Origin of the sequence: Halobaculum sp. EA56 (assembly GCF_051195075.1) — an archaeon.
Taxonomy (GTDB): Archaea; Halobacteriota; Halobacteria; order Halobacteriales; family Haloferacaceae; genus Halobaculum.
The window spans coordinates 50,395-71,340 of sequence record NZ_JBNTJX010000015.1; the positions used below are offsets into that span (position 1 = coordinate 50,395).

General features: G+C 71.6%; 22 protein-coding genes and 2 tRNA genes. 3 read left to right on the forward strand and 21 right to left on the reverse strand.

Features of this window, described 5'->3' with window-relative positions:
* Positions 1-80: 80 nt before the first annotated feature.
* Positions 81-2,930: an ATP-dependent helicase gene (locus ACQUQ1_RS18035; protein WP_435065690.1), complete on the reverse strand. Its 2,850-nt coding sequence runs from the start codon at positions 2,928-2,930 to the stop codon at positions 81-83.
* Between the two features lie 157 nt (positions 2,931-3,087).
* Here ACQUQ1_RS18035 and ACQUQ1_RS18040 point away from each other — a divergent pair, with 157 nt between their 5' ends.
* Complete coding sequence (locus ACQUQ1_RS18040) at positions 3,088-3,927, forward strand: MBL fold metallo-hydrolase (RefSeq protein WP_435065691.1); 840 nt, start codon at positions 3,088-3,090, stop codon at positions 3,925-3,927.
* A gap of 118 nt (positions 3,928-4,045) precedes the next feature.
* Positions 4,046-4,951: a DMT family transporter gene (locus tag ACQUQ1_RS18045; RefSeq protein WP_435065692.1), complete on the forward strand. Its 906-nt coding sequence runs from the start codon at positions 4,046-4,048 to the stop codon at positions 4,949-4,951.
* A 28-nt stretch (positions 4,952-4,979) separates the two neighbouring features.
* Here ACQUQ1_RS18045 and ACQUQ1_RS18050 read toward each other — a convergent pair whose 3' ends face one another.
* Positions 4,980-5,723 (reverse strand): isopentenyl phosphate kinase, encoded by a 744-nt coding sequence (locus ACQUQ1_RS18050; RefSeq protein WP_435065693.1) that lies wholly within the window; start codon positions 5,721-5,723, stop codon positions 4,980-4,982.
* Positions 5,724-6,740, reverse strand: a complete 1,017-nt coding sequence (gene mvk, locus ACQUQ1_RS18055; protein WP_435065694.1) for a mevalonate kinase — start codon at positions 6,738-6,740, stop codon at positions 5,724-5,726.
* A gap of 375 nt (positions 6,741-7,115) precedes the next feature.
* Between mvk and ACQUQ1_RS18060 the strand changes: the two genes are divergently transcribed.
* Complete coding sequence (locus ACQUQ1_RS18060; protein ID WP_435065695.1) at positions 7,116-7,463, forward strand: hypothetical protein; 348 nt, start codon at positions 7,116-7,118, stop codon at positions 7,461-7,463.
* Between the two features lie 106 nt (positions 7,464-7,569).
* Here the strand turns inward: ACQUQ1_RS18060 and rpsB are convergent, their stop codons facing one another.
* The 18 genes from rpsB to ACQUQ1_RS18150 form a co-directional block, all read right to left on the reverse strand.
* Positions 7,570-8,355 (reverse strand): 30S ribosomal protein S2, encoded by a 786-nt coding sequence (gene rpsB, locus ACQUQ1_RS18065; RefSeq protein WP_435065696.1) that lies wholly within the window; start codon positions 8,353-8,355, stop codon positions 7,570-7,572.
* Entirely contained in the window at positions 8,352-9,563 is a 1,212-nt protein-coding gene (gene eno, locus ACQUQ1_RS18070; RefSeq protein WP_435065697.1) for a phosphopyruvate hydratase, read from the reverse strand. The genes rpsB and eno overlap by 4 nt, the downstream gene beginning before the upstream one ends.
* Positions 9,564-9,746 (reverse strand): DNA-directed RNA polymerase subunit K, encoded by a 183-nt coding sequence (locus ACQUQ1_RS18075; RefSeq protein WP_435065698.1) that lies wholly within the window; start codon positions 9,744-9,746, stop codon positions 9,564-9,566.
* A complete protein-coding gene (locus ACQUQ1_RS18080; RefSeq protein WP_435065699.1) occupies positions 9,743-9,937 on the reverse strand; it encodes a DNA-directed RNA polymerase subunit N in 195 nt (64 codons plus the stop codon). Before ACQUQ1_RS18080 ends, ACQUQ1_RS18075 begins: the two co-directional genes overlap by 4 nt.
* A gap of 12 nt (positions 9,938-9,949) precedes the next feature.
* Positions 9,950-10,348: a 30S ribosomal protein S9 gene (locus tag ACQUQ1_RS18085; protein WP_435065700.1), complete on the reverse strand. Its 399-nt coding sequence runs from the start codon at positions 10,346-10,348 to the stop codon at positions 9,950-9,952.
* The gene (locus tag ACQUQ1_RS18090; RefSeq protein WP_435065701.1) at positions 10,342-10,809 is read right to left on the reverse strand and encodes a 50S ribosomal protein L13; all 468 of its coding nucleotides are present in this window, start codon (positions 10,807-10,809) and stop codon (positions 10,342-10,344) included. The genes ACQUQ1_RS18085 and ACQUQ1_RS18090 overlap by 7 nt, the downstream gene beginning before the upstream one ends.
* A complete protein-coding gene (locus ACQUQ1_RS18095) occupies positions 10,806-11,222 on the reverse strand; it encodes a 50S ribosomal protein L18e (RefSeq protein ID WP_435065702.1) in 417 nt (138 codons plus the stop codon). The genes ACQUQ1_RS18090 and ACQUQ1_RS18095 overlap by 4 nt, the downstream gene beginning before the upstream one ends.
* A 57-nt stretch (positions 11,223-11,279) precedes the next feature.
* Positions 11,280-11,364 (reverse strand) — tRNA-Leu (locus ACQUQ1_RS18100).
* A gap of 143 nt (positions 11,365-11,507) precedes the next feature.
* Positions 11,508-12,257: a DNA-directed RNA polymerase subunit D gene (locus tag ACQUQ1_RS18105; protein ID WP_435065703.1), complete on the reverse strand. Its 750-nt coding sequence runs from the start codon at positions 12,255-12,257 to the stop codon at positions 11,508-11,510.
* 3 nt (positions 12,258-12,260) lie between these two features.
* On the reverse strand, positions 12,261-12,656 hold the full coding sequence (locus ACQUQ1_RS18110) for a 30S ribosomal protein S11 (RefSeq protein ID WP_435065704.1): 396 nt from the start codon (positions 12,654-12,656) through the stop codon (positions 12,261-12,263).
* Positions 12,653-13,180 carry a 30S ribosomal protein S4 gene (locus ACQUQ1_RS18115; protein ID WP_435065705.1) on the reverse strand — a complete coding sequence of 176 codons (528 nt, stop codon included), beginning with the start codon at positions 13,178-13,180 and terminating at the stop codon, positions 12,653-12,655. The genes ACQUQ1_RS18110 and ACQUQ1_RS18115 overlap by 4 nt, the downstream gene beginning before the upstream one ends.
* Entirely contained in the window at positions 13,177-13,710 is a 534-nt protein-coding gene (locus ACQUQ1_RS18120; RefSeq protein WP_435065706.1) for a 30S ribosomal protein S13, read from the reverse strand. The genes ACQUQ1_RS18115 and ACQUQ1_RS18120 overlap by 4 nt, the downstream gene beginning before the upstream one ends.
* Before the next feature lie 19 nt (positions 13,711-13,729).
* Positions 13,730-13,813, reverse strand: a tRNA-Ser gene (locus ACQUQ1_RS18125).
* Positions 13,814-14,038: 225 nt separating this feature from the next.
* Entirely contained in the window at positions 14,039-15,571 is a 1,533-nt protein-coding gene (locus tag ACQUQ1_RS18130; RefSeq protein ID WP_435065707.1) for an ATP-binding protein, read from the reverse strand.
* Positions 15,572-15,670: 99 nt separating this feature from the next.
* Positions 15,671-17,146, reverse strand: coding sequence for a CoA-acylating methylmalonate-semialdehyde dehydrogenase (locus ACQUQ1_RS18135; protein ID WP_435065708.1), 1,476 nt, complete (start codon positions 17,144-17,146; stop codon positions 15,671-15,673).
* 98 nt (positions 17,147-17,244) lie between these two features.
* Positions 17,245-19,041, reverse strand: a complete 1,797-nt coding sequence (locus ACQUQ1_RS18140) for a glutamate--tRNA ligase (protein ID WP_435065709.1) — start codon at positions 19,039-19,041, stop codon at positions 17,245-17,247.
* A 484-nt stretch (positions 19,042-19,525) separates the two neighbouring features.
* The gene (locus ACQUQ1_RS18145) at positions 19,526-20,329 is read right to left on the reverse strand and encodes an RNA methyltransferase (protein ID WP_435065710.1); all 804 of its coding nucleotides are present in this window, start codon (positions 20,327-20,329) and stop codon (positions 19,526-19,528) included.
* Complete coding sequence (locus tag ACQUQ1_RS18150) at positions 20,326-20,898, reverse strand: hypothetical protein (protein WP_435065711.1); 573 nt, start codon at positions 20,896-20,898, stop codon at positions 20,326-20,328. Before ACQUQ1_RS18150 ends, ACQUQ1_RS18145 begins: the two co-directional genes overlap by 4 nt.
* Between the last annotated feature and the right edge of the window lie 48 nt (positions 20,899-20,946).

Sequence of the window (20,946 nt, forward strand, 5' to 3'; positions counted from 1 at the left end):
ACCCGCCGTTCGGCCGCCGGGTGTAAACCGTGTGGGGTCCCGTCCCGGCGGCGGGGCGACACGGCGACCCCCCGGCGCCGTCAGTCGTCGGTGCCGGCGTCCGCGAGCACGCCCTCGCTCGCGTCGTCGCCCAGCTCCTCCAGCACGCGGGCGTGGAACTCCGCGAGGACGGCGTCCTCGTCCTCGGCCAGCACCACGTCGCTGGCCGACAGCGTCGCCAGCCCGAACGCCCGCGGCGACGGCGTCTCCACGTCGTGACGGACCACCTCGACGTCCCCGGACTGCACGTCCGCGAGCACCTCGCGGATCCCGTCGAGGTTCAGCTTGTCCTCGATGATCTCGCGGTACGTCTCCTCCATCACCGCGAAGGAGTCGAGGTTCTCGGCGAAAGAGACGAGCATCTCCGCCGACACCTGCTGTTGGGCCGCGGACTTCTCGTACCCCTTGTAGCGCTTGAGGATCATCAGCGAGCGCGTCGCGTTGATCCGGAAGTAGCGCTTCAGCAGGTCGGTGTCCGAGAGCGCCGCGCGCAGGTCCGGATACACCTCCTCGGGGTCGATCGACGCGAGCACGTCCGCCACGTCCACCTTCCGGTTCAGCGGCATCGAGACGGTGAAACCGTTGTCGGCGACGGCGACCTGGACGTTCGTGTTCGCCCGGCGCGCGCACCGGTACGCCGCCAGCCGCGAGAGGCCGTCGTTGAACTCCCGGCCGTAGACGCTGTGGACGTGGTAGCGGCGGCGGTACTCCGCGCGGTCGAGCACCTGCTCGACGACGAGGCGGTCGGTCGTCGAGACGCCCTCCGGCCCGAGGTACCGGCGCTGCTCGTCGAACATCCGGGTGATCGCGCGGACGGCGTTCTCGTCCAGCGGGAGGCGCCGGAGCCACCGGCGCGCGGCGGGGCGACCGCCCTCCGACAGGCGCTCGGTCACTTCGCCCTGGAACGTCAGTATCTCGCGCCCGAGGTCGTAGCTGAGGGGGAGGCGCTCGGAGAACCACGAGGGCACCGTCGGGCGCTGGCCCGACGGGTCGACGTACACCTTCGACCCGCGCCGGTAGCTGAACCTGTACGTCGAGCCGCCGAGCTGGAACACGTCCCCCGGCTCCAGCGTGTCCAGGTACTCCTCGTCCAGTTGCCCGACCCACTCGTCGCTCCCGCGGACGAACACGTCGATGGTGAACGAGTCGGGGATGGTGCCGAGGTTCGTCATGTAGATGACGCGGGCCATCCGACCGCGCTTGCCGATCAGCGGCTCGCCCACGTCGAAGTCCCCGTAGTGGTGCTCGCCGTCGGGGGCGTCGTTCGTGTCGCGCCACACCTTCGCGTACACGTTCTTCTCCTCCATTCCCGGGTAGTCCGCCGTGAGGTACCGCATCAGTTGCTCCCACTCGGCATCCGAGTAGGCGCGGTAGGGGTACGCCGACCGGAGGGTATCGAGCACCTCCGCCTCGCGTCGCGGCCCCTCGATCGCCATCCCGTACACGTGCTGGGCGGCGACGTCCTGGGCGTTCTCGGGGACGAACACGCGGTCGACGAACCCCTCCTCGGCCTTCCGGAGCATGGTCGCACACTCCACCAGCTCGTCGCGGTCGAGCGCGATCACCCGTCCCTCGACCGTCTGCCCGAGCCGGTGGCCCGCCCGCCCGACGCGCTGCAGGAGGGAGGCGACCGACTTCGGCGAGCCCACCTGCACCACGAGGTCGATGTGGGGCATGTCGATCCCCAGCTCCAGCGAGGTGGAGGTCGTCACCACGTCGACGTCGCCGGACTTGAGGGCCTCCTCGACGGACTCGCGGTGCTCCTTCGACATCGACCCGTGGTGACAGCCGGAGTTCGCATCGTCGTAGCCGTAGCGCTCGCGGAGGTTGGTGAGCACGCGCTCGGCGCCCGAGCGGGTGTTGGTGAACACCAGCGTGTTCTCGTGGCCGTCGATCAGCTCGTGGAGGCGGTCGTAGAAGCGCTCGTTCACCACCTCGCCGGGCGTGTCGATCAGGTCGTCGGTCGGACACTCCAACCGGAGGTCGAACTCGCGGACGAACCGGGTGTCGACGATCCGACAGTCGCGGGGCGTCCACTCCGCGGCGGTGGACTCGCCGGACTCGTCGTCTCCTGACCCGTCTTCGACGGGCGACTCCCCGCTCGATCCGTTCGCGCCGCCTCGCGGTTCGCCCCCCGCAAGGAACTCCGCCATCGTGGTCAGGGGCTCGACGGTGGCCGAGCAGCCGATCCGCGTCGGCGACGACTCGCAGAGCCGTTCGAGTCGCTCCAGGGAGACGGACAGGTGCGTGCCGCGCTTGTTGCCCGCCAGCGAGTGGATCTCGTCGACCACGACGTACTCCACGCCGCGGAGCTTCTCCCTGAACTTGGGGGAGTTGAGCAGGATCGCCAGCGTCTCGGGCGTGGTGTTCAGGACGTGCGGCGTCTCGTCGAGCATCCGCCGCCGCTCGCTGTCCGGGGTGTCGCCGTGGCGGATCGCCTGGCGGACCTCGGTCTCGTGGCCGCGCTCGGCCAGCCGCTCCGCGATCCCGTCGATCGGCTCCGCGAGGTTGCGGGTGATGTCGTTCGCGAGCGACTTCAGCGGCGACACGTACAGGCAGTACACCGCGTTGTCGAGGCCGTCCGGCTCCTCCCGCTCGCGGCGGAACAGGTCGTTGAGGATGGCCGTGAACGCCGAGAGCGTCTTGCCCGACCCGGTCGGCGACGCGACCAGGCAGTTCTCCCCCTCGTCGATGAGCGGGATCGCCTCGCGCTGGGGCGGCGTGAAGAACCCGCCGTTGCCGGGGACGTACGCGCCGAACTGCTCGACCCACCACTCCCGGACGGCGGGCTCCAGCCGGTCGAGCACGTCCGCGTCCTCGATGGCGACGGTTCCCGGGTCGAAGTCGTAGTCGGCGTCGGTCGCGGCCAGCAGGGCACGACCGTCGGTCATTGGGATCGACAGGGGCCGCGCGGGTAAGTGGGTTGTGGGGGGCGAGGTGGTCGGGGGGAGCGGGGACTCCCGGCCGGCGACGTTCGTCGCCCCCGCGGGTCCCCCTGTCCCGCCCGGAACCGCAACCCCTTCCCGACGGCCGCGCCGACCACCGCCCATGCGCGTCACGTTCCTCGGGACCGGCTCGGCGATGCCCGTCGCCGACCGCGTCCAGACCGGCCTGCTCGTGGAGGCGGCGCCGGGCGACCGCCGCCCGCTGCTGGTCGACTGCGGCGCCGGCGTCCTCCATCGGCTCTCCCAGACCGACCCCGGCTACGAGGCGGTGTCGACCGTCCTGCTGACCCACCACCACCTCGACCACGTCTCGGACCTGCTCGCCCTGCTCAAGGCGCGCTGGCTCGCCGGCGAGGAGCGCCTCCACGTCGTCGGCCCGCCGGGGACGAAGGCCCTGCTCGACGACCTGCTGGGGGTCGGCGAGTTCGAGTACCTCGACGGCCGAGCGGACCTGAGCGTCCGCGAGGTCCACCCCGGCGCGGAGTTCTCGCTGGCCGGCCTGGAGGTCGAGGCGTACGAGACCCGTCACTCGAAGCAGTGTCTCGCGTACCGGTTCTCGGACCGCGGCGGCGACGGCGACGAAAACGGGACCGAGGACGACGCTGGCGAGGCCGACGACGCCGGCGACGGCGACGACCCCACCGCCGGCGGCGACTTCGTCTTCTCGGGCGACTCGGAGGCGTTCGACGGGCTGGCGAACTTCGCCGACGGCGCCCGGGTGCTCGCGCACGACTGCTCGTTCCCCGACGAGGTCGACGTGGACAACCACCCGACGCCGACGCAGCTGGGCGAGGCGCTCGCCGGCCGCGACGTCGACCGGGTGTACCTGACGCACCTGTACCCGCACACCGAGGGTCGACACGACGAGCTGCTGGAGTCGGTGGGGCGGCACTTCGACGGCGACGTGCGGGTGGCCCGCGACGGTCTCCGGTTCGAACTGTGAGCGGGGGCGACCGGAGCGCCGTGAGCGGGAGCGCGGCGAGCGAGCGGTCCGCGAGCATCGGCGGCGCTCGGGCGGCGACGGCCGCGACGCGGGCGACCCGGCCCAACGGGTGTCACCCGTGCCCGTGAACCGCGACGCGCTCGGGTTCCTCGCGCTCGCGGCAGTGTGGGGCACCGCCTTCGTCGCGACGAAGGCCGCGCTGGCGACGTTCCCGCCCGTGTTGCTCGCGGCGCTCCGCTTCGACATCGCCGCCGCGGCGCTGTTCGCGGTCGCGGTCGTCGCCGGCGACGGCCGCCTCCGGCCCGCCGGCCGGGGCGACCTCGCGCCGATCCTGACGGGCGGCGCGTTCAGCATCGGCCTCCACCACGCCCTACTGTTCACCGGCCAGCAGTACGTCGCGAGCGCCGTCGCCGCCACGCTCCTCGGCCTCATCCCGGTGCTCACGCCCGTCGCGGCGCGGGTGCTCCGACCCGAGGAGCGCCTCGACGCCGTCGGCGCCGCGGGCGTCCTCGTCGGGTTCGCCGGGCTCGTCCTGATCGCGAACCCGGACCTCGGGGGCCTCTCCGCGAACCTCGGGGCAGTCTTCGTGTTCGCGTCGGCGGTCGCGTGGGTCGCCGGCGCGGTGACGACACGGGAGGACGACGCGACGCTCGGGCCGCTGGCGCTGCAGGCGTGGATGGCGCTCGTGGGCGCGCTCCTGCTCCACGTCGCCGCCGCGGCGCTCGGGCAGGCGCCCTGGGGCGTGACGGCGACGCGCGAGGGCGTCGCCTGGCTCGTCTACCTCGCGGTGGTGCCGGGCGCGGGCGGGTTCCTCCTGTACTTCCGCCTGCTCGACCGCCTCGGCCCGATCCGGGCGGGTCTGCTGGAGTACGCGATCCCCCCGTTCGCGGCGCTGTTCGGATTCCTCGTGCTCGGGGAGCGCCTCGCCGAACACACCGTCTGGGGGTTCGCCTGCATCCTCCTCGCGTTCCTGCTCGTCCAGCGGGAGCCGATCCGCGGGGCGCTCAGACGGCGGTTCGGCTGACCTCGGTCGTCGACCCGGTGCGCCAGCGTCACCCGATCCGCGTCCCGGCGTCCTCGCCGGCGAGGAACGCCTCGACCGCGTCGGGGCCGAACACGTACGCGGGCGACCCGAGCGCGAGCAGTTCCCGCACCTTCGCGGCCATCCCGCCGGTCACGTCCGTCGCGTCGCTGACGCCGAGCACGTCCGCGACCTCCTCGAACGCCTCGATCCGGGGGATCACCTCGTCGCCGTCGAGCACGCCCGGCACCGTCGAGCACAGCCCCACGCGGTCGGCGTCGAGCGCGGTCGCCAGCTCCGTCACGAGCTCGTCGCCGGAGACGACGGTGACGCCCTCGCCGGCGTGGACGACGCCGTCGCCGTGGAGGACCGGGACGAACCCCTCCGAGAGCATCGTCGCGACCTGCTCGGTCATCAGCGAGAGGTCGCCGTCCCCGTCCCTGACGGCCGCCGACAGCGGGTGAACGGGCAGGGCGGGGACGTCCCGGGCGTGCAGGCGCGAGAGCACGAACCGGTTCAGCGTCTTCATCGCCCCGTGGACGGCCATGACGCCGTCGGCGTCGCGGATCCCCTCCTCGGTCGTCACGCCCCGATCCGCGGCGTGGTGGTGGCCGAACGAGCCCCCGCCGTGGACGACGGCGAGGTCCTCGACGGCACCGTCGTCCAGGGCGGCCGCGATCGCGTCCGCCAGCGCCGCGAGCGCCTCGCCGTCCAGCGTCTCGGGGCGGTCCTTCTCGGTGATCACCGAGCCGCCGAGCTTCAGAACGACGACCATCTACGGCTCCTCCACGCGGACGCCCTCGGTCGCCAGCTCCGCCCTGAACGCCTGCTCGCACTCGGCGGAGAACTCCAGCGCCCGCCGCGTCTCCGGGGTGGGATCGAGCGCGACGATGCAGCCGCCGCCGCCCGCGCCGGTGAGCTTCGCGCCCGCGGCGCCGGCGTCGCGGGCCGCCCACACCATCGCGTCGAGCGACCGCGAGGAGACGCCCAGCGCCGACAGCAGGCCGTGGTTGAAGTCCATCAGCTCCCCCAGGTCCGCCAGGAGGTCGGCGTCCGGCTCCCCGTCGGGGTCGGCGTCGGCCAGCAGGCGCTCGCCCGCGCGGGTGAGATCGCCGACCGTCGCGACGGTGTCGGCGGCGAAGTCGTGTTCCTCCCGGAGGGCGCGCACCCCCGCGACCAGCTCGCCGGTGTCGCCGGCCCCGCCGTCGTAGCCGATCACGAACGGGAGCGGCGGCGCGTCGACCGTGCGGGTGTCGTCGCCCTCGACGCGGACGGCCCCGCCCATCGCAGAGCAGAAGGTGTCGGCCCGCGAGGCCTGTCCGTCCTGCACCTCGTACTCGGCGCGGAAGGCGCGACGGGCGACCTCCTCGGGGTCGATCGGCTCGCCCAGCGCCCGCGTCGCCGCGTCGATGCCGGCGACGACGACCGCCGCGGACGAGCCGAGCCCCGCGCCCAGCGGGATGTCCGACTCGACGGTGATGTCGAAGCCCGCGTCGGGGGCGTCCGCCGCGTCGCGCGCCTGCGCGACCGCCGCGTCGATGTACTCCATCGCCGCCTCGACGAGCGAGGCCGGCACGTCGATGTCCGGGCGGTCGTCCACGTCGCCGCCCCAGGTCACGGTGAAGCCGTCCAGCGAGAGGTCCGCCGCGTCGACGCGGACCCGCCCGTCCTCGCGCGGCTCGACGGTCACCCTGGCGCGGCGCTCCACCGCGCACGGCACCGCCGGCTCGCCGTAGACGACCGCGTGCTCGCCGAAGAGGTACACCTTCCCCGGCGCGCTACAGGTGGTCATACTCGAAGCCATCGCCGCACCCCTAACAGCCTTTGCGACTCTCCGCGGCGGGCGCGGCCGATGCGTTCGGTGACCGTCACCTTTATTCAACTCCGTTTCCCGTTGCGGACCGTGATGCCGGAGGACGCGCCGACCCGCGCGGCCTCGTCCGCATCACTCACCCGGGCCGTCGAGCGGGGGAAAGAGGGCGCACCGTCGTGACGACCGTGCCGCGTTCGCTCGGCGCCCGCGTTCGACACACGCGCGGCACGGACACGCGGGGGCCGGCCTCCGGCCCGACGCTCGCTCCGTTCGAGGTCCGTCGGCCGCAGTCCGATTATCCATTTCGATACTTTCGGCGACGGAATTATGTGAACAACCGTGGTATCGTGTGTCATGAGTTCGACGACATCGCCCGACCCCTCCCCGCGCGTCGACCGCAGCCCCGACGGGTCGCGGCTGCTGGTCGAACTCTCGGGGGAGTTCGACGGGCCGGCCGTCGTCGCGGCGATGGCCCGGGCGCGCCACCGCGCCGAGGAGTGCGACGAGCGGTTCGGGGTCGTCGTCGACGTCCGGGAGTTCGCCGCTCACGGCAACGCCCTCGCCGTGCTCGGCGAGTGGGAGACGTTCCTGCGGGTCGCCGGCGCCTCGACGGTCGTGCGCGTCGGCGAGGGCCGGGCGGTCGGCGGCGCCGACCGCCGGGCGGCCACGCTCGAGGAAGCGGAGGCGCTGCTTCCGGAGTGACGCGGACGGCACGGGCGGGCCTCCCCGACGGACCGGTACCGCGGCGACCGCCGGCGCGTCCGCTGGCGACGTGGGATCGAAGGAGTAATCGAAGGTAGCCGCCGGCTTACAGTTCGGCCTCGAAGTCCTCGAGGGCGTAGCCGGGCTCGGCGCCGCGGCGGTCGAGCGTCTCGTTGGCCAGCAGCCAGTAGACGACCGACAGGGCGCGGCGACCCTTGTTGTTCGTCGGGATGACGAGGTCGACGTTGCTGAGCTGGTTGTTCGAGTCGCACATGGCGATGACCGGGATGCCGACCGTGATGGCCTCCTTGACCGCCTGCGCGTCGCCGATGGGGTCGGTGACGACCACGACGTCCGGCTCGATGTAGCCGGCGTACTCGGGGTTCGTCAGCGTCCCCGGGATGAAGCGCCCGGTGCGGGCGCGCGCGCCGATGGCGTCGGCGAACTTCTCGGCGGGGTAGCGGCCGTACTGGCGCGAGGAGGTGACGAGCACCTGCTCGGGGTCGTAGTTCGCCAGGAACGACGCCGCCGTCCGGATTCGGCCGTCCGTCTCGCTCACGTCGAGCACGTACAGGCCGTCGTCGCGGACGCGGTGGATGAACCGCTCCATGTCCTTCGTCTTCTGCTGGGTCCCGATGTGGACGCCCGCCGAGAGGTAGTCCTCGACGGGGATGAGCAGGTCGGCCTCGTCGTCCGGCATGACGTCCTCGTCGAAGCGCGGACCGGCCGCCTCCTCCTCCTCGTCCGCGGCGGCCGCGGCGGCCGCCTCCTCGGTCTCCGTCTGTGCCTCGGTCTCGTCGGGCGACTCGTCGGCCGCGGGCTCGGTCTCGGTGACCTCCTCCTCGGCGTCGGCCGCCGCTTCGGTGTCTGCGTCGTTCTCGCTTTCGCTCATACTGCCTCCTCCGCGATGCGGATGAGTTCGTTCAGCTTGGCGGTGCGCTCGCCGCCGACGGTCCCCGTCTTGATGAACGGGGCGTCGGTCGCGACGGCGAGGTGTGCGATGGTCGCGTCCTCGGTCTCGCCCGAGCGGTGGGAGACGACCGCGTCCAGCCCGTTGCGGTGGGCCAGCTCCACGGCGTCGAAGGCGTCCGAGAGCGTCCCGATCTGGTTCGGCTTGATCAGGATGCTGTTGGCCGCGCCCTCCTCGATCCCCCGCTCCAGCCGCTCGACGTTGGTGACGAACAGGTCGTCGCCGCAGATCAGCGTGCGGTCGCCCACGCGCGCCGTCAGTTCGGCGAAGCCGTCGTAGTCGTCCTCGTCGAGCGGGTCCTCGACGTACGCGAGGTCGTACTCGTCGACGAGGCCGGCGACGTAGTCGATCTGCTCGTCGGGCGTGCGCTCGTCGTCGCCGTAGCGGTAGACGCCGGCGTCGGCGTCGTACAGCTCCGAGGCGGCCACGTCGAGGCCGAACCGGATCTCGAAGCCGAGCGCGTCCGCGACGCGGTCGGCCGCCTCGTCGACGATCTCGAACGCCTCGGCGTCGGAGACGGCGGGCGCCCAGGCGCCCTCGTCGCCCTTCGCGGCCGCGATCCCGCGCTCTCCGAGGATCTCGGCCACCTCGGCGTGCACGTCGGCGTTGGCGAAGACCGCCTCCGCCACCGACGGCGCGCCCACGGGCGCCGCGAGGAACTCCTGGATGTGGGTCGCCTCGGCGGCGTGCTCGCCGCCGCCGACGACGTTGCCCAGCGGGACCGGGAACGACCGGTCGGCGTCGCGGAAGGTGCCGCCGAGGTGCTGGAACAGCGGCGCGCCCAGCACGTCTGCGCCGGCCTTCGCGGCCGCCATGCTGATGGCGACGGCGCTGTTGGCGCCGATCTCCGAGAAGTCCCCGGTGCCGTCGGCGGCCCGCAGCGTCGCGTCCACGTCGCGCTGGTTGCCCGCGTGGACCTCGCCGACGAGCCGCGGCACCGCGTGCTCGCGGGCCGCCGCGATGGCCTCCATCGGCGGGAGCTCGATCGCCTCGTACTCCCCCGTCGACGCCCCGGATGGCGCCGCCGCGCGGCCGAAGCCGCCCGACTGGGTGAGCACGTCCGCCTCGACGGTCGGGTTGCCCCGGGAGTCGAGCACGCGACGCAGCGACACCGACTCGATGCGCGTCATCTACGTGCCCTCCCGCCTGACGGTGAACGGCAGGACGCCGGCGTCGTACTCCTCGGCCGCGATGAGGATGGGCTCCGACTGGTCGGAGTCGATCAGCACCGGCGCGCCGTACGCCAGTTGCAGCGCTCGCGCGCCGAGGATTCGGGCCTTCTCGTACCGGTTGTACTCCAGGTTCGTGCTCATTGGTAGGGGGAGACGACGTCCACCAGGTCAGTGTGGCTGACCAGCATCCGCCGGCAGCAGTGCCGCTCGACGCCCAGCTCGTCGAGGACCGCCGCGGGGTCCTCGTCGCCCTCGCGGGCGCGGGCCTTGAACTCCTCCCAGTGTTCGCCGACGACGTTGCCGCAGGTGAAACACCGGACGGGGATCATCATGGGCGGACCACCTCAGCGGTACGACTTCTGGTAGCGGGCGCGCGCGCCGGGCCCGCCCCACTTCTTCGGTTCGCTCTGCCGGGAGTCGTTCACCAGCAGGGAGCGGTCGAACTCCATGAACGCGTCGCGCAGCTCCGCGTCGTTTCGGTGCTGCACCAGGCCGCGCGCGATGGCCGTGCGGACCGCGTCCGCCTGGCCGGCGAAGCCGCCGCCGTTGACGGTCACGTCGACGTCTACCTCCGAGCGGAGGTCCTCGCCGGCGACGCGGAACGGCTCCAGCATCTTCAGGCGGGCGGTCTCCGGTTCGACCAGCTCGACGGGCTGGGAGTCGATGCGCACTCGCCCCTCGCCGTCCGTGACGGTGGCGCGGGCGACGGCGGTCTTCTTCTTTCCGGACGTGTTCGTTACCATGTGACGTTGGCCCCCAGGTCCTCGGAGACCTTCCCGAGGGTGGTGAAGTTGATGTTCGACAGGCGGTCGAGGGAGGTGCCCTCGAGCACCTCCGGCTCCGGCGCGTCCTCGTCGGGCGAGGACGTCTCCGACTCGAACGGGTTGCCGACGTACACGCGGACGTTCTCGAACGCCTCGCGACCCTTCGTGGTCTTGTACGGCAGCATCCCGCGGACGGACCGCTTGAAGATGCGGTCCGGCCGCTTCGGGTAGTACGGCCCCGAGTCGGAGCCGAGGTTCGCGCGGGTGCGGTACTTCTCGACGGTGAACTCCGGGTTCCCCGTGATGACGGCGCGCTCGGCGTTCACGATGGCGACGCGCTCGCCGTCGAGCGCGCGCTGTGCGACCTTGGACGCGACGCGACCCATGATGGCGTCGCGCGCGTCGACGACCGTGTCGGCCTCGAACTCGGCGAGACTCATCGGATCACCCGGACGTTCGTCCCTTCGGGGTTGTTCGACAGCGCTTCCTCCAGCCGGACGGCCTCGCCGGCCTGGTCGATCTTCGTCTCGGCGGTGCCGGAGAAGTCGACGGCGGCGACGGTGACGTCCTTACGGAGCACGCCCGAGCCGAGCACCTTGCCCGGCACGACGACGGTCTCGTCCTCGTTCGCGTACCGCTCGATGCGGCCGAGGTTGACCTCCGCGTGCGTGCGCCGCGGCTTTTCGAGCCGGTCGGCGACGTCCTGCCAGACGCTGGCATCGGACGAGCGCGCGACCGACTTCAGTTCGGCGATGAGGTTCTGAAGTCTCGGATTACTCTTGCTACTACTCATACGATTACCTCCTGAGTGGGAGTTGTCGGGTCGGTCGCGGGCCGGGCCCGCGGGACACACCCGGTGTGAGCCCCGCGCGGGTCCGGCCGCGACCGGATCGGTTCGGAAGAACGGGAGTGCAGGGGGCAGGATTTGAACCTGCGAACCTCTACAGGACAGCGCCCTGAACGCTGCGCCGTTGGCCAGACTGGGCTACCCCTGCTCGCGTCCCGTCGTTTGCCGTCCCACCGGATAACCCCTTCGGTCCACCCCGTCCGTGCGGGACGGTGACGGCGGGTCCGCTGGCCGGTCGGACCCGACGCGGGGGCGGACGTTCGGGGGGTGTGGTGGGACGACATCTGTGGATCAGACTGCGACTTTCTCTGCCAGTTCGTCCGCGCGGTCACGCAGCGACTCGACCGCCCGGAGGGTGAGTTCCTCGACGCTCATCGACCCGTCCGTCTCGATGTGGAAGACGAACGCGCCGGGCACGTCCTCGATCTGAAGCTCCTTGCCGGGGTAGCGGTTCGTGAGGTCGGCGCCGAACTCGTCCGTGTGGACCAGCTCGCCGTCCTCGGTCTCGATGACGCCGCGGAGGATGTTCGGCTCCTCCTCGTCGAACTCGTCGGCGTCGCCGACGACGGAGACGCGCTGCAGGTGGCGGTAGCCGACGGCCACGCCGCCCTGGTGTTTCGCGTGCTCCTTGCCGGTGTCGAGCACCGCGTCGGCCTCGAACTCCAGCCGCTGTCCCTCCTTCAGTTCGATGATGGGGACGTTCTCGTCGGCGGGCCGGACGAGGTCGTCGGACGTCTCGATGTCGCCCGAATACGCCGTCGCCGGCCCCTCGACGTCGAGCGCGAGGGTGACGGTGTCGCCGACCTCGTAGTCGTCGAGCGGCGTCGTCAGGGGGACGAGCCCCAGGCGGAGCCCGACCATCTCGTCGAACATGACCGAGGAGTTCTCGACGAACCGCACCTCGTCGATCGAGAACGTCGGCACTTCCGAGAGGATCGTCCGGCGCAGGCCGTTGGCGACCGCGGGCGTGAGCCCACGGACGAGCAGCCGCGCCGACCGATCGTCGCTCGTGACTACCTCGACGTCGAAGTCGTCCGCCATGGGTTACAGGCGGTTCTTCTTCGGCGCTCGGGTCCCGTCGTGCGGGATCGGGGTCACGTCCTCGATGCGACCGATCTCGATCCCGGCGCGGGCGAGCGCGCGGATCGTCGGCTGCGCGCCCGGCCCGGGCGACTTCTGGGCGTTGCCGCCGGGTCCGCGGATGCGGACGTGGACGCCCTCGATGCCCTGCGCTTTGAGCTCCTCGGCGACGCCCTCCGCCATCTGCATGGCGGCGTACGGCGACGCCTCGTCGCGGTTCTGCTTCACCACGGCGCCGCCCGAGGACTTGATCAGCGTCTCGGCCCCGGTGATGTCGGTCACCGTGATGAGGGTGTTGTTGAACGACGCGAACACGTTGGCGATGGCCCAGCGGCCCTCGCCGGACTCGGATTCACTCATTCTTGACCCTCCGCGCGTTCGGGGTGGAGTTCGTCCGCGAGCGGGGAGATCTCGTCGAAGTCGACGAGGTCCTCCTCCGCGGTCTCGACCTTGTAGGACGGACGGGTGACGCGGGCGTCCCCGACGACCACGTGGCCGTGGAGGATGAACTGCCGCGCCTGCTTCGTCGAGTTGCCGACGCCGTTCCGGTAGGCGACCGTCTGGAGCCGGCGCTCCAGCACGTCGGTCACGTCCAGCGACAGCACGTCCGTGATCGCGTCGGCGTCGTCGAGGACGCCGAGGCGCTTGAGGCGCGCGACGAAGTCGGCGCCGGCCTCGTTGGCCGCCTCGACGTCGCCCTGCGCCTCGCCGATGAGGCTCCGCGCCTCGCGGCGGTAGCGGCGCAGCTCCGACTGCGCGCGCCACAGCTCCTCCTTGTTCTTCAGGCCGTAGCGGGAGACGAGGTCGGACTCCTCGTCGATGCGCTCGCCCTGGTACGGGTGGTTCGGCGTCTCGTAGCGCTTGGTTGAGGTTCCGGTGCTCATTCGCCCTCACCCTCGGCCGCTTCCTCCTCGGCCTGCTCCTCGCGGATCTCCTCGACGTTGACCCCGATGGTGCCCTCGGTGCGGCCCGTGGACTTGGTCCGCTGTCCGCGGACCTTCTGGCCCCGCTTGTGGCGGATGCCCTTGTAGGAGTCGATCATCTTCATCCGGTTGATGTCGTGGCGGCGCTTCTCGTTGACGTCCGAGCCGACGACGTGGGTGGTCTCGCCGGTGAAGAAGTCCTTCTGCCGGTTGACCATCCAGTCGGGCACGTGGTCGGAGAAGTTCTGGACGACGTCGACGACGGCGTCGATGTCGTCCTGGTCGAGGCGGCCGAACGTGGCGGTTCGGTCCACGCCGGCCTCCTCGGCCACCAGGCGCGCCGTGCGCTGGCCGATGCCTTTCATGTCGCTGAGGCTGCGCTCGACGGTCTTCGTCCCGTCAAGGTCGGTCTGACCGATCCGGACGAAGTACTGGAGGTCCTCGTCGTCCTCCTCCGCGTCGGGCGCGTTCTCTGGTTCTTCTGCACTCATGTCTTGTCTGTGTGGTCAGCGTTGCGGCGGGGATTCGAACCCCGGAGGCTTGCGCCACTGAGTTAGCAACCCAGCGCCTTGGGCCAGGCTTGGCTACCGCAACACCCTGCGTGCTGTATCGTCGCCTCGCGAGCCGCCGCGGCTCCGGACTCGGGGCCCGCCGCCCCTGCAGTGTCTGCGTTCGGTGTAACTCGGAGGCCGTACTTAAACATCACGAAAGGACCGACGGACGTGAGCCGGCGTCACGACCGTGTGAACGGCCGACACGGACGGAACGGACGGCGACATCGGCGTCCGGGTCGACGGCGACGGTCCGCCGGCGGGCCGGTCAGTCGGCGTCGACGAACTCGAAGCGCGCCCCGCCGGACTCGGACTCCGTCAGCGACACCGACCAGCCGTGCGCCTCGGCGATGGTCCGGACGATGCTCAGCCCGAACCCGGTGCCGTCCTCGCGGGTGGAGAAGCCGTGCTCGAACGCCTCCTCGCGGTCCTCGGGCGGTATCCCCGGCCCGTCGTCGGCGACGGCGAACCCGCCCGGGATCGGCTCAACGACGACGTGCACGTCCGCGCCGCCGTGTTCGACCGCGTTGCGGAAGAGGTTCTCCAGCAACTGGAGCAGGCGGCTCTCGTCGGCCGTGACCGTCGGCGCGTCCGACGCGTCTAGCGTCGCCTCGGCGGTGTCGACGGTCGCCCACGCCTCGGGGGCCGCCGTCGACAGGTCGACCGGCTCCGGATCCTCGACGGCGCCCCCCGACCGGGCCATCGTCAGCACGTCGGAGATGATCCGGTCCATCCGCTCGTGGGCGCGGGCCGCCTTCTCCAGGTGCTCGCTGTCGTGCTCGGCGGCGGCCAGTTCGGTCTGCCCCTTCGCGACCGCCAGCGGGTTGCGGAGGTCGTGGCTCACGATCGCCGCGAACTCCTCCAGGCGGTCGTTCTGCCGGCGGAGGTCCTCCTCGACGACCTGCCGCTCCAGCGCCGAGGACACCCACTCGGCCATCAGCTCGACGATCGTCACCTGCCAGTCCGCGAACGGCTCGGTTCGGGGTTCGCGGTCGTAGAAGCAGAACGTCCCGTACACCGACCCGTTCACCCGGACCGGCGCGCCGAGGTAACAGGAGACCCCCCAGTCGGTGTACCCGGCCCGCTCGGAGAGGTCCGGGTCCTCGCCCACGTCGCTGAGCGCGAGCGACTCCTCGGTGACGACGACCCGCTCGCAGTTGGTCGCCGACAGGTCGACCTCGTCGCCGGCGGCGACGCTGTCGTCGGGGGCGTACACCACCTCGAAGACGTACCGGTCGTCGCGGATCCGCGAGAGCGTGCCGTACTCGGTGTCCAGCATCCCGGCGCCGATCTCGAGGAGCCGGGAGACGCGCTCCTCGAAGGAGCAGTCGGTGTCGGCGATCGCCTCGGTGATCGCGTGCAGGGTCTCCTCGCGCTCCCGCAACTCCCGCATCCGTCGCTTCTCGTCGGTCATGTCCCGGTACAGCACCGACAGCCCCGAATCCGAGGGGAACGCGCGGACCTCGAGCCACAGCCCAAGCGGCTCGTAGTAGGTCTCGAACTCCAGCGGCTCCTGGGTCTCGACGGCCTCGTGGTAGCGCTCGTAGATGTCGGTCCCGACGGCCTCCGGCACCACCTCCCAGATGTTCCGCCCGACGATGTCCTCGGTCGCGAGGTCCTCGCCGGCCGCCTCGGAGACGATCCGACGGGCCCGCTCGTTGAGGTAGGTCGTGTTCCACTCGTCGTCGTACGCGTGGAACCCGTCGGTCATCCGGTTCAGGAGGGCCGGGTCGAGCACGGCGTTCACGTTGCTCCCCGGCGACGCCGTCTTCCCCCGGGGCTGGTCCCCGTCCTCGGTCATTGCCGGAGTGGACGCGGCCAGCACCGTAAACCGTTCGGCACCGAACCCGGCGGCGTCCCCGAGGGAGCGGCGGGGCGGCGGCGGCAGTCTCGTCCCGGCTCAGGCGTCGGGCCAGCGCTCGATGTACACCGTCTCGTCGGTGTAGAACCGCACCGCGTCGTCGCCCTGGGCGTGCAGGTCGCCGAAGAACGAGTCCTTGTCGCCGCCGAAGTGGAAGAACGCCATCGGCGCGGCCGTCCCGACGTTGACGCCCACGTTGCCGGCGTCGACCTCCAGGCGGAAGCGCCGGGCCTCGCCGCCGTCGCGGGTGAACAGCGAGGCGGCGTTGCCGTACCGCGAGCGGTTCACCAGCGAGAGCGCGTCGTCGAAGTCCTCGGCGCGCAGCAGCGCCAGCACCGGCCCGAAGATCTCCTCGCGCGCCACGCTCGCGTCGGGGTCCACGTCGCCGAAGACCGTCGGGCCGAGGTGGTACCCCTCCTCGGGCACGTCGCGCTCGCGGCCGTCGAGCAGCACCTCCGCGCCCTCCTCGACGCCGGCCTCGACGTACTCCAGCACCGAGTCGCGGTGCGGTCCCGACACGAGCGGGCCCATGTCGGTCCCCTCATCGAGGCCGGGACCGACCTCCATCGCCTCCGCCTCGGCGACGAGGCGGTCGACGAACTCGTCGTACACCGCGTCCTCGACGACGGCGACGGGGTTGGCGAGACAGCGCTGGCCGGCGTTGGCGAACGCCGACGAGCAGGTCTTCTCGGCGGCGTACGCGAGGTCCGCGTTCGCCGAGACGACGACGTGGTTCTTCGCGCCGCCCTGCGCCTGCACGCGCTTGCCCGCGCCGGCGGCCGTCTCGTAGACGTGCTCGGCGATGGGCGTCGACCCGACGAAGGAGACGGCCTCGACCCCGTCGTGGGTGATCAGCCGGTTCACGGTGTCCGGGCCGCCGTGGACGACGTTGACGACGCCGTCGGGGAAGCCCGCCTCGTCGACCAGTTCGGCGATCCGGTTCGGCGTGAACGGGTCGCGCTCGCTGGGCTTCAGGACGAACGTGTTGCCCGTCGCCACCGCGTACGGGAGGAACCACAGCGGGATCATCGCCGGGAAGTTGAACGGCGTCACCGCCACCACCGTCCCCAGCGGCTGGCGGACGGCGGTCTCGTCGATGTCGGGCGCCGCGTGCGGGAGGTGGCCCGCCTGCATCGTCGAGGGGACGCCGCAGGCGACCTCGACGTTCTCGATCCCCCGGCGGATCTCGCCCATCGCCTCCCGCTTGGTCTTGCCGTGCTCGGTGACGAGCACCTCCGCCAGCGACTCCTGGTGCTCCTCCAGCAGCGACTTCAGCCGGAACAGCGGCTGGATGCGCTCCTCCACGGCGGTGCTCGACCACTCCGCGAACGCCTCGTTGGCGAGCGCGACCGCCTCGTCCTCGTCGTCGGCCGACGAGAACGGCACCGTGCCGACCCGTTCCCCCGTCGCCGGGTTCACCACGTCGCCGGACTCGTCGCCGGTCGCCTCGCGCCACTCGCCGCCGACGTAGTTGCGCGCCACCTCGCCGTCCGCGATCCTGTCTACCATGACCATCGATCACGTACGTCCCCGGAAAGAGCTACCGTTGGCGGTAGTGTGGGCGGGGAACGAAGCACGGCGACGGCGCCGGGCCCGGGACGGCCCCGATCGCCCTACGGGTGGGCGTAGAAGGCGAGGTACTCGCCGGGCTCCGCCTCGTCGGCGCCGTCCCCCGGCGCCGCGTCGAAGCGGGCGAACCCGACGCGCTCGAACTGCACGAGGTCGTCGGACGCGTAGTCGGCGTACCCCGGTTCGGCGTGACCGACCACGTCCCCGTCCATCGTCCGCAGGCGGACGCGGACGTGCTCGTCGTCGCCGGCGCCGACCCAGTGGACCACGGGGACGCCCTCCTCGCGGACGTCGCTGATGTCCGTGCCCGACCAGACCAGGTCGTCGCCGTCGCGTCGGAAGCAGCCGAAGCCCTTGAGCCAGACGCGCTCGCCGTCGGCGGGCGCGTCGTCGGCCTCCAGGAGGACGGCCTCGCTCGCGGGCACGTCGCGGTCGCCGCGCCCATCGTGGTCGGGGTGCAGCGGCGGGTGGCCCGCCCCGGGCGCGTCGCCGGCGAGGGTGAACTTCTCGGCCGGCCCGGACGGGAGGCCCTCGCGCCCCTCGGCATCGGACTCGGCGGCGTCGCGGACGAGGAACCGGCGGTCGGTGTCGTCGTCGATCAGGTCCCGGTTGTTCGCGTAGATGCTCGACATCGCGAGGTCGACGTTGCTGGTGGAGACGCCGAGGTCGACCATCGCGTCGACGATGGCCTCGCCGCGGATGCCGCGGCGGCGGACCGACGCGATGGTGGGCGCGCGGGGGTCGTCCCACCCCGTCAGCTCGCCGGACTCGACCTTCTCCTTGATCGTCGAGGTGGACATCGGCACGTCGTAGGCGTCGATCTGGACGTGACCCCAGTGGACGACCTCGGGGTACTCCCAGCCGAAGTAGTCGTAGACGAACCGCTGGCGCTTGGCGGAGTCCTGGAGGTCGATCCCCCGGACGATGTGCGTGACGCCCGTGAGGTGGTCGTCGATCCCCGACTGGAAGTCGAGCATCGGCCAGGCGCGGTAGTCGGCGGCCTCCTCGCGGGGGTGGGGCGTGTCGACCATCCGGAACGCCACGAAGTCACGCAGCGCGGGGTTCTTGTGCTCGATGTCGGTCTTGACGCGCAACACCATCTCGCCGTCCGAGTACTCGCCGTCGACCATCGCCTCGAACTCCTCGCGGACGGTCTCGACGTCCTTGTCGCGATGCTCGCAGGGCTCCCCGTCGGCCTTCAGCCCGCGGAAGTGCTCGGCCGGGCACGAGCAGGTGTAGGCCCCGCCCTTCCCGATAAGCTCCCGCGCGTGGTCGTAGTACGTCTCGACGCGGTCGCTCGCCTTCAGCACCTCGTCGGGCTCGAAGCCGAGGTAGTCGATGGCGTCGAGGATCTCGTCGTAGGCGTCGAGGTCGGGCCGCTTCGTCTCGGGGTCGGTGTCGTCGAACCGGCAGAGCATCCAGCCGTCGTACAGCTCCTTGTACGTCCCGATGACCGCCGGCATCCGGGCGGAGCCGAGGTGCCACGGGCCGTTCGGGTTCGGGGCCAGACGCATCCGGATCTCGTCGTACTCGTCGGCGTTCGGGAGGTCCGGGAGCACCTGCTCGTCGCCCTCGTCCTCGGCCTCCAACTCCTCGACGAGGTCGGGCGAGAGGTCCAGCAAGCGTTCGCGGCGCTCGTCGTCGTCGAGGTCGCTCACCTCGGCGGCGACGGGCGCGACGACGCCCGGGATCTCGTCGCCGTGGGGTCTGAAGTCGGGGTTCTCCCCCATCAGCGGGCCCATGATCGCGCCCACGTCGGGGTCGGAGCCGTGCTTCAGGGCGTTGTAGAGGGCGTGCTTCTCCGCCTCCGCTCGCACGCGCTCCCTGAGGTCGTCGTCCATTGCCGCCCGCTACTCCGTCCGGGCCCAAAACGCGTCCGGATCGGAGGCGGGCCGGCAGACAGGTCGCCGCCCGCCGAGGAGGCCGGCGCGGCCGCTCCGCGGAACGAAGAACGAGGCCGCGGCGAACGGAAACGCGGCGTGACGGCCCGATCCCCCCGCGCCGCGGCCGTGAGGGCGTGCGGTGGCACACCCGGGTAGGGGCGATCGGGTGTCGGAGCGACCCGGATATATGGGCGTCGACCGTTCACGTGAGTTTACGCGCGACGAGGCGCCGGCGGGACGCCGTCGCGCCGGTACGCGGCGACTACCGCCGGTCGAACCGGCCGCGGCGGCGACGCTTCCCCCCTCGGGCGTGCGGCGGACACACACCGGATTTCGTGTGCTCCCGCGCCGGCCCGCCGTCGCCCTCCGTGGCTGTGACAACTGGCGCGTCGCCGCGTACCGTCGCGACGGATCCCGACCGGCGAAGCGATGTAGCTCCCGGTTACCGGTCGCCGGTCCGCTCGCGCGCGGCGTGGTCGGCCCGCTCCATGAGGTCGGTCGCGCGGCGGAACACGCCGGTCAGCGTCGTCACCTCCTTGCTCGTCGGGTGCGCCCGGCCCACGAGCCGGCGGATCAGGCGCTCGCTGCGCTCGCGCTTGTGATCGCGCGACTCCGCCTGCCCGAGGAACGCCCCGAACTGCTCGTAGAAGCGCTCGATCTCCGTCTCGTCGGCGCGCTCGTGCTCCACGTCGGGGAGCTGGTACCCGTCGAGGAACAGCGAGCGGAGCTCGTACAGCGTCACCGTCGCCGCCTGTCCGAGGTTCAGGACCGGGTAGTCCGGGTTGGCGGGGATCGAGACCAGCTCGTCCAGCCGCTCCAGCTCCGCGTTGTTCAGGCCGGTGCCCTCGCGCCCGAACACCAGCGCCGTGTCGGTGTCGACGGCCGCCAGCGACTCCCGGAGCTCCGCGGGCGTCTTGAAGGGGAAGCGGACGTGCCGGCGGGCGTCCTCGCCGGTGATGGCGGTGGTGCCGACCGTGTGGTAGTTCTCGACGACCTCGTCGAGCGTCACCGTGTCGGCGTTCGGGAGCACGTCCTCGCGGGCGTGGCCGGCGAAGCCGTACGCCTCGCCGTCGGGGTCCAGATCCGGCGGGTCCACGAGCTTCAGGTCCGTGAGGCCGAAGTTCTTCATCGCCCGGGCGATGGTGCCGACGTTCCCGGGCGTCTCCGGCTCGACGACGACGACGGCGAACTCGCGGTCCGCGTGGTCGCCGGCGGCGGCCCCGTTCGTGTCCGCGTCGTCGCTCATGTCGGGTACTCCCGGTCCAGGTCGAGATCGAAGTCGTCCTCGGCGTCGTCCCCGTCGTCGTCGTCGCCGACCGTCCCGTCCCCGTCGAAGTCGGGACGCTCGTCGGCGAGCAGGTCCTCGTCCTCGTACAGGTCCTCGGGGTCGCGCAGGTCGGGGAGGTCCTCCGGCGCCTCCTCGACGTGGTCCATGCCGCCGTAGCCGTCGGGGGCGCGGCCGCCGTCGTCGAACCACTCGTGGAAGGCGTCTCGGAACGTCTCCTCGCCGGCGATGCTGGCGCCGCCGCGCTCGCGGAACCAGTACAGGAAGTCCGCCTCGTGCTCGTCACACAGCAGCACCTCGTCCAGCGGCTCGCCGTACACGATGCTCGCGACCCTGCACTGTCGCTTGTTCTCCTCGCCGTGGATCAGGTAGCAGGCGTCGCACGGCTTGTTCATCACGACCTGCAGGCGGACGAGCCGGTGGCGGGGCTCCTTCGGGATCTCCTCTAAGGGCTTCCACCCGCCGGCGTCGGTGAAGACGTCGTCCTCGTCGAAGCGCCAGCCGCGCAGGCCGATGCTCACCTTACCCATTTGCCGGCGCTAGCCGCGCGTCGGGGATAAACGGCGCGTTCGCCGCCC

What these genes read in the sequence shown, in the direction of transcription:
- ACQUQ1_RS18140 (WP_435065709.1), bottom strand. Translation starts at nt 19,041, where the DNA reads ATGGACGACGACCTCAGGGAGCGCGTGCGAGCGGAGGCGGAGAAGCAC.
- ACQUQ1_RS18130 (WP_435065707.1), bottom strand. Translation starts at nt 15,571, where the DNA reads ATGACCGAGGACGGGGACCAGCCCCGGGGGAAGACGGCGTCGCCGGGG.
- ACQUQ1_RS18040 (WP_435065691.1), top strand. Translation starts at nt 3,088, where the DNA reads ATGCGCGTCACGTTCCTCGGGACCGGCTCGGCGATGCCCGTCGCCGAC.
- ACQUQ1_RS18085 (WP_435065700.1), bottom strand. Translation starts at nt 10,348, where the DNA reads ATGGTAACGAACACGTCCGGAAAGAAGAAGACCGCCGTCGCCCGCGCC.
- ACQUQ1_RS18075 (WP_435065698.1), bottom strand. Translation starts at nt 9,746, where the DNA reads ATGAGCACGAACCTGGAGTACAACCGGTACGAGAAGGCCCGAATCCTC.
- ACQUQ1_RS18080 (WP_435065699.1), bottom strand. Translation starts at nt 9,937, where the DNA reads ATGATGATCCCCGTCCGGTGTTTCACCTGCGGCAACGTCGTCGGCGAA.
- ACQUQ1_RS18135 (WP_435065708.1), bottom strand. Translation starts at nt 17,146, where the DNA reads ATGGTCATGGTAGACAGGATCGCGGACGGCGAGGTGGCGCGCAACTAC.
- ACQUQ1_RS18110 (WP_435065704.1), bottom strand. Translation starts at nt 12,656, where the DNA reads ATGAGTGAATCCGAGTCCGGCGAGGGCCGCTGGGCCATCGCCAACGTG.
- ACQUQ1_RS18050 (WP_435065693.1), bottom strand. Translation starts at nt 5,723, where the DNA reads ATGGTCGTCGTTCTGAAGCTCGGCGGCTCGGTGATCACCGAGAAGGAC.
- ACQUQ1_RS18120 (WP_435065706.1), bottom strand. Translation starts at nt 13,710, where the DNA reads ATGAGTGCAGAAGAACCAGAGAACGCGCCCGACGCGGAGGAGGACGAC.
- rpsB (WP_435065696.1), bottom strand. Translation starts at nt 8,355, where the DNA reads ATGAGCGAAAGCGAGAACGACGCAGACACCGAAGCGGCGGCCGACGCC.
- mvk (WP_435065694.1), bottom strand. Translation starts at nt 6,740, where the DNA reads ATGACCACCTGTAGCGCGCCGGGGAAGGTGTACCTCTTCGGCGAGCAC.
- ACQUQ1_RS18060 (WP_435065695.1), top strand. Translation starts at nt 7,116, where the DNA reads ATGAGTTCGACGACATCGCCCGACCCCTCCCCGCGCGTCGACCGCAGC.
- ACQUQ1_RS18090 (WP_435065701.1), bottom strand. Translation starts at nt 10,809, where the DNA reads ATGAGTCTCGCCGAGTTCGAGGCCGACACGGTCGTCGACGCGCGCGAC.
- ACQUQ1_RS18035 (WP_435065690.1), bottom strand. Translation starts at nt 2,930, where the DNA reads ATGACCGACGGTCGTGCCCTGCTGGCCGCGACCGACGCCGACTACGAC.
- ACQUQ1_RS18150 (WP_435065711.1), bottom strand. Translation starts at nt 20,898, where the DNA reads ATGGGTAAGGTGAGCATCGGCCTGCGCGGCTGGCGCTTCGACGAGGAC.
- ACQUQ1_RS18145 (WP_435065710.1), bottom strand. Translation starts at nt 20,329, where the DNA reads ATGAGCGACGACGCGGACACGAACGGGGCCGCCGCCGGCGACCACGCG.
- eno (WP_435065697.1), bottom strand. Translation starts at nt 9,563, where the DNA reads ATGACGCGCATCGAGTCGGTGTCGCTGCGTCGCGTGCTCGACTCCCGG.
- ACQUQ1_RS18115 (WP_435065705.1), bottom strand. Translation starts at nt 13,180, where the DNA reads ATGAGCACCGGAACCTCAACCAAGCGCTACGAGACGCCGAACCACCCG.
- ACQUQ1_RS18105 (WP_435065703.1), bottom strand. Translation starts at nt 12,257, where the DNA reads ATGGCGGACGACTTCGACGTCGAGGTAGTCACGAGCGACGATCGGTCG.